Annotated in this window: 11 protein-coding genes; all 11 read left to right on the top strand. The window is 31.3% G+C overall.

The features are described from left to right. Positions 1 to 127: 127 nt before the first annotated feature. Entirely contained in the window at positions 128 to 544 is a 417-nt protein-coding gene (locus tag ABD745_RS02590) for an arsenate reductase ArsC (protein ID WP_344824717.1), read from the top strand. A gap of 105 nt (positions 545 to 649) precedes the next feature. Next, positions 650 to 1915 carry a serine hydroxymethyltransferase gene (gene glyA, locus ABD745_RS02595; RefSeq protein WP_344824720.1) on the top strand — a complete coding sequence of 422 codons (1266 nt, stop codon included), beginning with the start codon at positions 650 to 652 and terminating at the stop codon, positions 1913 to 1915. Positions 1916 to 1975: 60 nt separating this feature from the next. Next, on the top strand, positions 1976 to 2440 hold the full coding sequence (locus ABD745_RS02600) for a regulatory protein RecX (protein WP_344824723.1): 465 nt from the start codon (positions 1976 to 1978) through the stop codon (positions 2438 to 2440). A 341-nt stretch (positions 2441 to 2781) separates the two neighbouring features. Beyond that, a complete protein-coding gene (locus tag ABD745_RS02605) occupies positions 2782 to 4710 on the top strand; it encodes a polysaccharide biosynthesis protein (RefSeq protein ID WP_344824726.1) in 1929 nt (642 codons plus the stop codon). Between the two features lie 37 nt (positions 4711 to 4747). After that, on the top strand, positions 4748 to 5569 hold the full coding sequence (locus ABD745_RS02610; protein WP_344824729.1) for a polysaccharide biosynthesis/export family protein: 822 nt from the start codon (positions 4748 to 4750) through the stop codon (positions 5567 to 5569). Between the two features lie 4 nt (positions 5570 to 5573). Continuing rightward, positions 5574 to 7937 (top strand): GumC family protein, encoded by a 2364-nt coding sequence (locus ABD745_RS02615; RefSeq protein WP_344824732.1) that lies wholly within the window; start codon positions 5574 to 5576, stop codon positions 7935 to 7937. A 12-nt stretch (positions 7938 to 7949) separates the two neighbouring features. Then, positions 7950 to 9248, top strand: a complete 1299-nt coding sequence (locus ABD745_RS02620; protein ID WP_344827192.1) for a nucleotide sugar dehydrogenase — start codon at positions 7950 to 7952, stop codon at positions 9246 to 9248. Between the two features lie 119 nt (positions 9249 to 9367). Next, complete coding sequence (locus ABD745_RS02625; protein ID WP_344824735.1) at positions 9368 to 10672, top strand: flippase; 1305 nt, start codon at positions 9368 to 9370, stop codon at positions 10670 to 10672. 4 nt (positions 10673 to 10676) lie between these two features. Further along, positions 10677 to 11780: a UDP-galactopyranose mutase gene (gene glf / locus ABD745_RS02630; RefSeq protein ID WP_344824738.1), complete on the top strand. Its 1104-nt coding sequence runs from the start codon at positions 10677 to 10679 to the stop codon at positions 11778 to 11780. Positions 11781 to 11784: 4 nt separating this feature from the next. Further along, on the top strand, positions 11785 to 13029 hold the full coding sequence (locus tag ABD745_RS02635) for a glycosyltransferase (protein WP_344824741.1): 1245 nt from the start codon (positions 11785 to 11787) through the stop codon (positions 13027 to 13029). Positions 13030 to 13073: 44 nt separating this feature from the next. Beyond that, entirely contained in the window at positions 13074 to 13685 is a 612-nt protein-coding gene (locus ABD745_RS02640) for a CatB-related O-acetyltransferase (protein ID WP_344824744.1), read from the top strand. Position 13686: the final 1 nt, after the last annotated feature.

Genomic DNA, 13686 nt, shown 5'->3' on the forward strand with positions numbered 1-13686 from the left:
GAAAAATAGACTCATTAAATACAGAAAACCATTAATTATTACCACCTCAGTTATTGTATTGCAGTTGATTTTCGGGTTTGATCCAAAATTTTGCATTATCAATATCATTTGGTTATTTGTTTAAAATATGAAAAAGAAAATATTGGTACTTTGTACCGGAAACAGCTGCAGAAGTCAGATTGCAGAAGGGTATTTAAGATATTTTGCAAAAGATAAGGCAGAAATTTACAGTGCCGGAATTGAAACTCACGGCGTAAATCCTAAAGCTGTCGCTACAATGAAAGAAGACGGAATTGATATTTCACATCACACTTCAAACAATATTGATGAATATAAAAATATAGGCTTTGATTTTGTAATTACTGTTTGTGATAATGCAAAGGAAAACTGTCCGTATTTTCCTACAAAAGCGAAAGTTTTTCATCACAACTTCCAAGATCCTGCAAAAGCTGTTGGAACGGATGAAGAAATCAATCAACAGTTTAGAAATGTTCGTGATGAAATAAAAAAATATTGCGAAAAGTTCATTAATGAAGAGCTTTAGCCGTTTTTTATTAAATTTTTAATCTAAAAATCATATTTGACAATACTAAAATCTTGGTGAAAATTCCGTACATTTGGGGTGAAAAATTTCAAAACTAAAAGTAAAATGGACATTATTTTCGACCTGATTGAAAAAGAAAGACAAAGACAAACCCATGGAATTGAGATGATTGCATCAGAAAATTTTGTTTCTGAAAATGTAATGAAAGCAATGGGAAGCGTATTGACTAATAAATATGCAGAAGGATATCCCGGAAAAAGATATTACGGAGGTTGTGAAGTAGTAGATGAGGTTGAAACTTTAGCAATTAACAGAGCTAAGGAACTTTTCGGAGTTGATTATGCAAATGTTCAGCCACATTCCGGTTCTCAGGCAAATGCGGCAATTTATTTGGCAGTTTTGAAGCCGGGTGACAAAATTATGGGGATGGATCTTTCGATGGGAGGTCACCTTACTCACGGTTCAGCTGTGAATTTCTCAGGTATTCAGTATGATGTGGTTTCTTACGGAGTACAGCAGGAAACTGGGCTTATCGATTACGATCAGATGAGAGAAGTTGCTTTGAGAGAAAAGCCAAAAATGCTTATTGCAGGTTTCTCAGCATATTCAAGAGATTTGGATTATGCCAAATTCAGAGAGGTTGCAGATGAAATCGGAGCTACACTTTGGGCAGATATTGCTCACCCTGCAGGTTTGGTTGCAAAAGGTCTTTTAAATAATCCATTCGAACATTGCCACGTTGTTACAACAACAACTCACAAGACGTTAAGAGGTCCGAGAGGAGGAATGATTATGATGGGGAAAGATTTCGAAAATACATACGGTCACAAAACGCCGAAAGGAGATATTAAAATGATGAGCCAGGTTCTTGACGGAGCTGTTTTCCCAGGAATTCAGGGAGGTCCGTTGGAGCATGTTATCGCTGGTAAAGCGGTTGCTTTTGGTGAAGCTTTGGATGATCAGTTTTTAACGTATGCAAAACAGGTTCAGTCTAATGCTCAGGCTTTGGCAAAATCAATGATAGACAGAGGATTTGATATTGTAAGTGGAGGAACAGACAATCATTTGATGCTTGTTGATCTTAGAAATAAAGGAGTAAACGGTAAAGAAACTGAAAAAGCTTTGGTTCTTGCTGATATTACTTGTAATAAAAATATGGTTCCGTTTGATGATAAGTCTCCATTCACGACTTCTGGTATCAGATTGGGAACTGCTGCAATCACGACTAGAGGATTGAAAGAAAATGATATGGATACCCTTGCCGGATTTATTTCTGAGGTTGTTGACAATATTAAAAATGAAGAAGTAATTGCTTCTGTTAGAAAGAAAGTTAACGGATTAATGGAAGGTAAGGCATTATTTAATTATTAATACTTATCTCGATTAAAGATATAAAGAATGGGCTTTTGTGCTCATTCTTTTTTTATAAATATGGAAAAGAAATCGTTCACTTTTAATGAAATTAAACTGAAAATGATGAATTATTGTGTTTATCAGGATCGTTGTCATGCGGAAGTGGAGCAGAAAATGAAGGAGTTTCTGTTAATTGATGAAGCGAAGGAAGAAATTGTGCTTTATCTTTTAAAGGAAAATTATTTAAATGAAGAGAGATTTACCAGAAGCTATATCAGAGGAAAATTCTATATTAAACATTGGGGAAAGACGAAAATTAAAATTAATTTAAAACAAAAACAAATTCCCGAAAAATTAATAAATAAGTGTTTCGATGAAATAGATGAAGATGATTATGAAAAAACGATCAGAAAAATCTACGAAGATTACTATTCCAAACAAAACGGATTAAAAGAATATCAAAGAAAATCAAAGACAATAAAATATTTGATAAGCCGAGGTTTTGAATATGAGAAAATAAATGATATTTTTGGACAAATATAATTTTCATTTTTATTAGAGCTGATTTAAAAATGTAACATAATTTTTATATTTATCATAATAATGTAATGGAAATGGATTATTGTTGAAAATATTTATTTCCAGTAAAAATGAAATAAAAAAAGCCCTTAAAATATACTTTTATGGTATAGTTTTTGAAAATGGGTTACTCTATATCTTAAATGAAATTTAAAATGGGAAATGGTAAAAACTCAGATTAAATTTATTTTTTAAAATTAAAGTATAGATGAAATTTTATTTTAATTTTGCATGAATGCCTTAAGATTATTTTTTTTAATAATCTAGGTTTATACCTTAATAATATATGAACACAAATAAAGACAATGTACGACTCTCTTAGAAAGAAAATCTTTGGAGGAGATAATGTTGTCAGTCTCTCGGATGTAAGATATCTTCCCAGATGGATAATATTAGTAATTGATATTATTATTCTGGTAGTATCGTTATTTATATCTACCTACATTATTGAAAAGATTACTCAGAAAGAGTTTATTTATCATGATGATAAAAGTATTGTTTTTGTCGCTATTATACTTACGAATACTTTATTCATGTATATTCTTAAAACATATGCAGGAATTATTAGACATTCAACTTTTATAGATCTTTTTAAATTATTGATTTCTTGTTTCTGTACCATGTTTATGGTAGGAACGATCAATATTATTTACTTTTGGGTTACCGGTGGTAAATTTATTCTTACCCCCTATTTGGTACTGTATTTTATTATTTCTTTTATGGGATTATTCCTTTTCAGATTATATGTGAAGGAGTTTTTTCATATTGTTAGAGAATACAGAAGAAGTACATTAAAGAAAAGAATTCTTGTATTAGGTATTGATGAACAGTCTATTGCCATTGCAAGAGCAATTCTTGATAATCCAAGCCTTCCTTATCATGTAGTGGGATTTCTTACCCAGAGAACTGATTCAAAAAGAGCTTCATTATTAGGAAAACCTATTCTTTCTAAAGATAAAATAGAAAGAAATACAAAAGAAGAACTTTTGATAGACGGAGTAATTATTGTAAAAGAAATGATGTCTAAAGACGAAATGAATTCTTGGGTGAATTTATTTTTGGAAAAAGATCTTAATATTTTCAAGGCTCCTTCTGTACAAAAATTAAGAGATAGTGACTTAGGAGGATCTATCAGAAACCTTCAGATTGAAGATTTATTGAATAGAAAGCCTATTAAGATCGAAAATGAAGAGGTTAAAAGTAGACATTACAATAAAAATATTTTAGTAACTGGCGGTGCGGGATCTATCGGAAGTGAAATTGTAAGACAGGTGGCACAGTTTAATCCCTCTTTAATTGTTGTCCTAGATCAGGCAGAAACCCCTCTCTATGATATTGAACTTGAAATGAAAGATAAATTCCCTCATATCAGGTTTAAATTTGTTTTGGCAGATGTTTCTAATAAGCATAGAATAGAGCCATTATTTCAGGCGTATAATTTTTCAATGGTTTATCATGCTGCTGCTTACAAACATGTTCCCTTAGTTGAGGAAAATCCGCATGAAGGGATTTTGGTAAATGTTTTGGGATCAAAAATAATATCAACTCTTTCGAGTAAATATAATGTAAACCGATTCGTAATGGTTTCTACAGATAAAGCGGTAAACCCAACCAATGTGATGGGTGCTTCAAAAAGAGCTGCTGAATTATTTGTTCAGTCATTGCAAAATGTAGAAGGAAATACTACCAAATTTATCACAACAAGATTTGGAAATGTATTAGGATCAAATGGTTCGGTAATTCCACATTTTAAAAAACAGATTGAAGCCGGAGGTCCAGTTACAATTACTCATCCGGATATTGTAAGATATTTTATGACTATTCCTGAAGCATGCGAGTTGGTATTGCAGGCAGGAACAATGGGGCATGGTGGTGAAATTTTTGTTTTTGATATGGGGGAACCAGTAAAGATTTTAGATCTTGCCAACAGAATGATAAAATTGTCAGGATTTGAACCTAATATTGATATTAAGATTATTTATACTGGTTTAAGACCGGGTGAAAAACTATATGAAGAGCTTTTAAGCGATGATGCAAAAACACTTCCTACTCATAATGATAAAATTATGATTTCAAAAGATCCGAGTATGGAGTTTTTAGAAATAGAAAGTATGATAAATCTTGTTACTAAAGCTGCAGTCAGAAGAGACAAAGTAGAAGTGGTAAGAATTTTGAAAACTATCGTACCCGAATTTAGAAGTAACAATTCTATTTATGAAATACTGGATAAATAGAAAAATATAAAATGTATATTTGTACAATTTTTAAAATATGATGAAAGGTAAAATACTGGCTGTATTAATAGCATTTGTCTTAGTTTCGTGTAAAACTAATCCTAATGCACCGAATGATTTGAATTATCTGCAGAATATAGAAAATGTTGCATTAGAAGCTTCAACGATAAATTCTCAACCCACAATTCAACCTGGAGATCAGCTTATTATTCTTGTTACGGCTAAGGATACGGATGTTGTGAAACCATTTAATCAAAATTATTCATCATCAGAGTATATTCAGTCTAATGCTTTGGCAGGAGGAAATACTCCAGGTCAGGGAACCGTTAATATTTCAGGACCCTCTTATATTGTAGATGTAAATGGGGATATAGATTTTCCTATTTTAGGAAAACTTAATACTTCTAACAAAACATTAATGCAGTTCAAAGATGAGTTAAGAAACAAGATGCTTGAATTTGTTATTAATCCAACAGTAAACGTAAGACTCGCTAATTTTAAAATAACGATTTTAGGAGAAGTAAACAGACAAGGAGATTATATTGTTAGTAATGGTCAGGCAACTATTTTAAATGCACTTGGTATGGCAGGTGATCTTACTGCATTTGGTAAGAGAAATGATGTATTGATTATAAGAACAGAGAATGGGCAGGTCACACATGGAAGAGTAAATCTTCAGGATGCTAATCTTATAAACTCTCCCTATTATCATCTTAGACAAGGTGATGCAATAATTGTTTCTGCAAACAATACAAAAGATACGATTTCTAAGCAAAATCCTAATACACCACTCATTTTATCTGCTATTTCAATAGGTGTTACAGCTATAGCAGTAGCAATAGGTTTATTTAAGAAATAAGAAAATGATGAAAAAGAATAATTATGTAGCGGAAGCGGAAAATTCAGAATTACATATACGCGAGATAATACAGCCTTATTTAAAGAGTTGGTATTGGTTTATAGTTAGTGTTATTATAGCCGTTATATTCGCTTATTTATACCTTAGAAAGCAAGTGGCCGTGTTTGAGGTTGCATCTACAATACTTATAAAAGATGCTAAAGCAAACAATGGAGGAACTCAGGATTTTGCAGTATTAAGAGATATTTCCGGAATAGGAAAAATTGGAAGTAATGGTGTGGAAAATGAGATGGAGATTTTAAAATCCAAAAAATTAATAAGAGAGGTTGTAAGAGAATTAGGTCTTGAAACAGATGTTTTCCAAGGAGATATAAAGCATGAGCTTTTTGGTGAAACATCGCCTGTAAAGGTAAGAATGATCCAAGAAAAGCAGACTTCTGCAAAAGTCTCTCGTTTAATGAATTTAAAGATAAATGGTGATAAATTAGAACTGAGTTCAGAAGGGATCCCTACAATCACTACAACTTTTAATAAAGTAATTAGTTTGCCGTTTGCGAATATAATGATATTGAAAAACGAGCAATATGCATTAAAGAATAAAACTAATGAAGTGTTATTGGATATTTCCAATCTTGCGGGCAAGACAGATAGATATCAGGGCGCACTTAATGTTACTTTAATAAATAAAGATGCAACGGTCATCAAGTTAGCTATGAATTATAGCGAAACAGAAAAGGCTAAAGTGATTATCAATAAGTTGGTTCAGGTATATAATGAAGATGCAATAGCAGATAAAAATACAGAATTTAGTAATACTGCGAAATTTATAGATGATCGTATAACTCAGGTAGGGAGAGATTTAGGTGACGTTGAAAGCGAGAAAGAAAGATTCAAGCAGAGTAATCAGATTTCGGATATTGAAGCTGAAACTAAAATTGGATTACAGACAAATGTTGAAGCTAAAAGTAAAGAGCTGGAAATTGATGCTCAATTGGAGCTTACGGATGCTTTGCTGGGTTATGTTTCGAACCAAAACTCTTATCAAACGCTTCCGAGTAATGTAGGATTGAACAATCCGGGTGCTACTGCCAATGTATCAACTTATAACCAGCTGGTTTTGGAAAGGAATAGATTGCTGGAAAGTGCTACTCCTCAAAACCCATTGGTAATGGATGTTACAAAGCAAATCAATAACCTTCGGGGTTCGGTTATCCAGAGTTTACAAAAAAATAAAACAGGTCTCCAATTAGCAAAAAATGGTTTGTCATCTGAACAAAATATAATTTCTGGAAAGATTGCTAAAGTTCCTGCTCAGGAAAAACTTTTCAGAAGTATTGAAAGACAACAACAAATAAAGGAGGCATTATATTTACTTTTATTGCAAAAAAGAGAGGAAACAGCTATATCGATGGCAGTTACTGCTCCCAAGGCTAGGATTGTTGATGAAGCATATATTGGCTTTCAGGTTGCTCCAAAATCAATGGTTATCCTTTTGTCTGGGTTTTTATTTGGATTATTATTGCCAGTAGGTATTATTTATTTGCAGCAATTATTTAATAATAAAGTAAAAACAAAACATGATTTGGAGAAACTCACCCATAAAAAACCAATTATTGGAGAAATTCCAAGCATGGAACGTGGACAGAATGAATTAGTGAAAATAAATGATCTGTCACCAATGGCGGAATCTTTCAGGATATTAATTACCAACATGAATTTTATGTTTCCGAAAAGTCTTCAACCGGGAAGAACAGTATTTGTTACCTCTACAGTAAAAGGCGAAGGTAAAACTCATGTGTCTGTAAACCTTGCTTTAACAATGGCAACTCCTAAGAAAAAGGTAATTATTATAGGTTCAGATATTAGAAATCCTCAATTACAAAGATATAACACGGCAAGAAAAGGATTGGCAGGTCTTACGGAATTCCTTTATGACGATCAGATTGTTGTCAAAGATATTATACATCAAAGTTCTTTTAATCCTAATTTAGATGTAATATATTCAGGAAGTATTCCTCCAAATCCGACAGAATTACTATCTAATGGAAGATATGAAAATCTTATCGCCGAACTGAAAGAAAAATACGATTATATTATTGTAGATACAGCACCATTAATGTTAGTTACAGATACTTTGTTGGTGGCAGATTTGGCAGATGTAACTTTATACGTTACTAGATCAAAGCATACAGAAAAATCTTTAATCGATTTTGCTAACAAACAGATAGAAGGTAAAAGGATAAAGAATGTTGCTTTTGTACTTAATGATGTAAGTCGAGAATATTTCGCTTATGGTAATAAGTATGGATATGGTTATGGAGCAGAACACAAAAGCTTTTTTGATAAAATAAAAAGTATTTTTAAATAACAAATGATGAATATACTAGAAAATTACAAGATTGCAGTAATTGGGCAAGGATATGTAGGGCTTCCGTTAGCATTAGAGTTTTCAAAACATTTACCTGTATATGGTTTTGATATTAATGTAAAAAGAATTGAAGAACTTAAAAATGGTGAAGATCATACATTAGAAGCTGATTGTTATGAAATAAAAGAGCGTTTAAAAGAAGCTGCTTCTGGAAATAATTTTAAAAAAGGGTATATACCTTCTTATTCTTTGGAGGAGATTGCAAATGCAAATGTATATATTGTAACTGTGCCGACACCAATAGACAGATTTAATGCTCCAGATCTTACTTTGCTAATTAAAGCAAGTAAAATGCTGGGAGGGATTCTAAAAAAAGGAGATGTTGTTATTTATGAATCTACGGTTTATCCCGGATGCACAGAAGAAGAATGTATTCCGGTATTAGAAAAAGAATCAGAATTAAAACTGAATGAGGATTTTTATGTGGGATATTCTCCAGAAAGGATAGTACCTGGAGATAAGGTAAATACTCTTGTAACAATAAAAAAAGTAACTTCTGGGTCAACACCTGAAATTGCAGAAAACATAGATCAGCTATACAAACTGATTATTAAAGCGGGTACGCATAAAGCGCCAAGTATAAAAGTTGCCGAAGCATCTAAAGCTATTGAAAATGCCCAGAGAGATGTTAACATTTCTTTCGTAAACGAATTAGCTCTCATATTTGACAGAGTGGGTATAGATACTCATGATGTTTTAGAAGCTGCAGGAACCAAATTTAATTTCCTGAAATACCGTCCTGGTCTGGTAGGAGGTCACTGCATTTCTGTTGATCCATATTATTTGGCTCACAAGGCTGTACAGCTAGGATATCATCCTCAGGTGATTTTGAGTGGTAGGAGAGTGAATGACATGATGCCGGAATTTATCGCAGGAAAAGTGGTAAAGCTAATGATCCGGAAAGGAATTCAGATTAAAAATGCAAATGCATTGATTCTTGGGGTTACATTTAAAGAAAACTGTCCTGATATAAGGAATACGAAAGTTGTAGATATTTATACAGAGCTTAAACAATATGGGCTGAATGTAGATATTTATGATCCTTGGGCAGATCAGCAAGAGGTAAAATCGGAATATAATGTAGAAACTCTTGAGAATCTTGGAGATGACAAAAAATATGAAGTTATTGTTTTAGCCGTTTCTCATAATGAATTCAAAGATTTGGATATTATTTCTCTGAAAAATGAAGAGTCGGTATTATTTGATGTTAAAGCATTTTTAGATAGAAATGTTGTAGATGCAAGATTATAAGCTGAAAAGGTTATATCAAGATTGTGGTGGTTTTGTTTGAGATGTTTATTGAAGCAAATTAAATGATACTATTCAATTAAACTCCAGAGATTTTAATTTCCATATCTAAAAGATAATAAATGCTTGAAAAAAAAAAATTAATAAGAAACGTAGCGTCTTTGGGAATCATACAATTTGTCAATTATGTATTTCCATTGATTACTGTACCATATGTCTCTAGAATTATTGGTCCGGATGGATATGGTATAATTAATTACGCTGCTGCTTTTATTGGGTATTTTACTCTTTTGATAGCTTATGGTTTTGATTTAACTGCTACAAGAAGAATCTCGCAGAATTCTGAAAATAAAAAATATATCAATACTATTATTTCGGAAGTTATTACAGCCAGAATTATTTTGTTTTTAATATCCTGTATCTTATTTATAATTTCGATATACTTTTTTAAGCCAATACAGAAAGATATTTACATTGCAGTGATATTATTTGTCGGATGTATCTCTACCGTCATATCTCCACAATATATTTTCCAAGGGCTTCAAGAATTGGAAATCTTTGCAAAGCTGAATTTTGTAAAAGGTATTATTAATACAGTATTAGTATTTATATTAATAAAAGAAAGTTCAGATTATTTTTGGATACCTACTTTATCAGTATCCTTTTTACTCCTTATTAATATTTTCTTGTTTTTTTATGCCATTAAAAAATTTCACATAAAGTATGAGCTTATATCTGTCAGGCAGGCTCTTAAACTAATTATAAACGAGAGAATGATTTTTTTTTCTACAGTAGTTATTAGTTTATATACTTCTACCAATACTGTGGTTCTGGGGTTTTTTGCAGACAATAAAGAGGTTGGATATTATACAACTAGCCAAGGTTTTTTGAATATAGTCAATTTAATGCTGACAATTCCTATTTCTACAGCTCTTTATCCATTCATAGGAAAAGGATTTTCTGTATCCAGAGAACACGGGATAAATCTTATAAAAAAGATTCTGCCTATTGTTTTTTATTTAACTCTTTTTGCTTCAATTGCAATATTAATATTTGCTCCATTTTTAATTAAACTTATTTATGGACATAAATTTGATAATTCCATAGTTGTTTTAAAAATTATTTCATTTATACCACTCATTGTTGGAATGTCAAATATATTTGGAATTCAGTTAATGTTAAATTTAGGTTTAGATAAGGTATTTTTTAAAGCTACTTTTATCGCAAGCATTATAGGATTTATTCTCAATATCATAATGAGTAAATATTGGGGGTATATTGGAACTGCATGGAATTGTGTAATTATCGAATGTTTAGTAACAGTATTAATGTATTTTGCTCTGAAGAAAGAAAAAATTGGAGTTTTTGAAGCAGAATATTTTAAACCCAAACAAATTATTTTGACACTAAAAAATAGAAAAGAATAATAAAATGAAAAAATATCTAATAATAGGATCTGGCTTTTCAGGCGCTGTAATTGCAGAACAATTGAGCAAAGATCCTCAAAATCATATTACGGTTATAGACGACAGAGATCATATCGGAGGAAATTGTTATACTGAAAGAGATCCGGAAACAAATGTGATGGTACATAAATATGGGCCCCATATTTTCAATACTGATAATAAAGAAGTTTGGGATTATATTCAGAATTTCTGTGAAATGGTGCCTTTTGTAAATCGTGTAAAATCTGTTTATAAAGGAAATGTTTATTCAATGCCTATTAATTTACATACCATAAATCAGTTTTTTAATAAGGCAATGAAACCTGAAGAAGCAAAGATTTTTATAGAATCTGTTGCTAAAAAGGATATTGAAGAGCCTCAGAACTTTGAGGAACAAGCTATGAAATTCATCGGGGAAGACCTTTATAAAGCTTTCTTTTATGGATATACTAAAAAGCAGTGGGGTTGTGAACCTACAGAATTGCCTGCAAGTATTTTGAAAAGATTACCTGTAAGATTTAATTATAATGATAATTATTATGCAAACCCATATCAGGGAATTCCAAAAGACGGATATACTGCAATTTTCGAGAAAATGTTTGCTGCTTCTAATATTCAAGTAAAATTAAATACAAAATTTGATTCTTCTTGGGATTTGTCGGAGTATGATCATATCTTTTATTCTGGACCTATAGATGCCTTCTTTGATTTTAAATACGGAAGATTGTCATATAGAACGGTATATTTTGAAAGATCAGTTGCAGATGGAGATTATCAGGGAAATCCTGTGATCAACTATGCAGACCCTGAAGTTCCGTATACCAGAGTTCATGAGCACAAGCATTTTACACCTTGGGAGCAACATGAAAAAACGTCATATTTTACAGAGTACAGTAAAGAAACTGAAGAAAATGATATCCCATATTATCCTAAAAGATTGAAAGATGATATGGAAAAACTTTCTTTATATGAAGATGAAGTAAAGAAACTCGATAAAATTTCTTTTGTAGGAAGGTTGGCAACTTATAGATATATGGATATGCACCATGTGATTGGTGAGGCTTTGGATTTGATAAAAAAAATAAATTAAATTTATGAGAGTTCTTCAAATTTGTACCGGTTTTGATATTTCTTTTCATGGAGGAATAACAAATTATGTGAGAAATATTTCTAGTACAATGGCGGAAAATGGGCATGATGTAACAGTACTTTATTCAAAAGACAATAAGGAAGAAAAGAATTACAGCTTTAAGACGCTCAATATAAATCCTAAACTTAGACCTTTTCATTTGAGCAGTGTTATCAATAATAGTGATATTGATTTACTAGAAAAAATAGTAAAAGATATTTCGCCGGATATTATTCATGTACACATGATGATAGATTTGCCTGTGAAAGCTTTACAAGTATTCAAGAAATATGCTAAAGTAGTTGTATCTCTTCATGATTATTCATATGTGTGTAACAGAATCATACTTTTGGATAAAGATGGAAAATTATGCACGAATAGTGATGCTAATAAAAAATGTAACTCTTGTATTTCTTTTGAAGAAACTATAGATAACCGCTATATTTCAGCAGGAGTAAGGGAAGGATTAAAACTCTTGAAAATAAAAAGATTAGGAAATTCAAGCGGTCATCATGAAAGATTTTTAGAAGGACAAAAATTATTTAAAAATGTTGATTCTATAATTGCTGTTTCCAGTAGAGTAAAAGAAATTTATCAAGAAAACGGATATGATAATGATTTATTTATTGTAAACCATATTGGTAATTATACGGCTGATGAAAGTTTTAGAAATAATTTTACAGGAAGAGAGAAAAAAGATCCTACTCAAAAACTAAAATTGGGCTTCATTGGTAATTTACATTTTCATAAAGGAGCCAATCTGTTTTTGAAATTAGTAGAAAACAGTGATCACGAATTTCATATTTATGGTGGGATCGACAGCTCGGTTTTAGAGAAAATACAATCAATGCCTCATGTATTTTATCATGGAAGATATCAGCACAGCGATTTAGTTGATATTTTAAAGCAAATTGATCTGGGTCTTGTACTATCGATCTGGGAAGACAATGCTCCACAGGTTGTTTTTGAATTTTTAAATGCCGGAGTTCCTGTTATCGGGACTAAAATGGGTGGAATTCCTGATTTTGTTAATGAAAATAACGGATTTCTTTTTGAGAATAATGAAATAGGTATTGATTCTGTTTTAAAATTGATGAATTCGGAAGAAATTTTTAATTTATACAATAGAGTAATTAATACAATAAAAGGAACGAAAACAGCTTCACAACATATGGATGAGCTGATGAAAATTTACAATCAGATTTTATGATCAGGTTTTTGAAACTATTAAATTTAATTCGTTCTAAAATAATCATGTTATTTAGACAATACCTACAATCTGTAGATTGGAGATTGGCTAATAAACACAATAGTACCACTTTAGGAAAACATATTTCCGGTATAGATAAGATAAAAGTAGGAAAATATTCTTATGGTCAACTTAATATTGAAGCCTATGATCATAAAGATGAAAGATTAATAATAGGAAACTTTGTAAGTATTGCTTCTAATGTTCGTTTTATCTTGGGTGGTAATCATCAGATTGATACTTTTTCTGCATTTCCTGTTAAATCGGTTTTTATTGAACACAGTCCTCAAGATGATGCCATGACAAAAGGCGCAATAGAAGTTGAAGACGAAGTTTGGATAGGAGCGAATTCTATAATTATGTCGGGCATAAAATTAGGTAAAGGATCTATAATAGCAGCGGGGAGTATTGTAACAAAGAACGTAGAGCCATTTTCGATAGTTGGGGGAAATCCTGCAAAGTTTATCAGATGGAGAATTCCTGAAGAATTGGTCGAAGAGAGAAAAAAAATTAATCTTATTGATTTTGATATTGAATTAATAAAAAAAGAAAATAGCATATTTTACAAGACACTGGATAAAGATATTTTAGATTCTATAAAAAAAATAAAAAATTAAG

The organism is Chryseobacterium ginsenosidimutans (assembly GCF_039536845.1).
GTDB lineage: Bacteria > Bacteroidota > Bacteroidia > Flavobacteriales > Weeksellaceae > Chryseobacterium > Chryseobacterium ginsenosidimutans_B.

Bases quoted from the DNA above. Each gene is read 5' to 3' on its own strand.
- ABD745_RS02590 (WP_344824717.1), top strand. From the start codon at position 128: ATGAAAAAGAAAATATTGGTACTTTGTACCGGAAACAGCTGCAGAAGT.
- glyA (WP_344824720.1), top strand. From the start codon at position 650: ATGGACATTATTTTCGACCTGATTGAAAAAGAAAGACAAAGACAAACC.
- ABD745_RS02600 (WP_344824723.1), top strand. From the start codon at position 1,976: ATGGAAAAGAAATCGTTCACTTTTAATGAAATTAAACTGAAAATGATG.
- ABD745_RS02605 (WP_344824726.1), top strand. From the start codon at position 2,782: ATGTACGACTCTCTTAGAAAGAAAATCTTTGGAGGAGATAATGTTGTC.
- ABD745_RS02610 (WP_344824729.1), top strand. From the start codon at position 4,748: ATGATGAAAGGTAAAATACTGGCTGTATTAATAGCATTTGTCTTAGTT.
- ABD745_RS02615 (WP_344824732.1), top strand. From the start codon at position 5,574: ATGATGAAAAAGAATAATTATGTAGCGGAAGCGGAAAATTCAGAATTA.
- ABD745_RS02625 (WP_344824735.1), top strand. From the start codon at position 9,368: ATGCTTGAAAAAAAAAAATTAATAAGAAACGTAGCGTCTTTGGGAATC.
- glf (WP_344824738.1), top strand. From the start codon at position 10,677: ATGAAAAAATATCTAATAATAGGATCTGGCTTTTCAGGCGCTGTAATT.
- ABD745_RS02635 (WP_344824741.1), top strand. From the start codon at position 11,785: ATGAGAGTTCTTCAAATTTGTACCGGTTTTGATATTTCTTTTCATGGA.
- ABD745_RS02640 (WP_344824744.1), top strand. From the start codon at position 13,074: ATGTTATTTAGACAATACCTACAATCTGTAGATTGGAGATTGGCTAAT.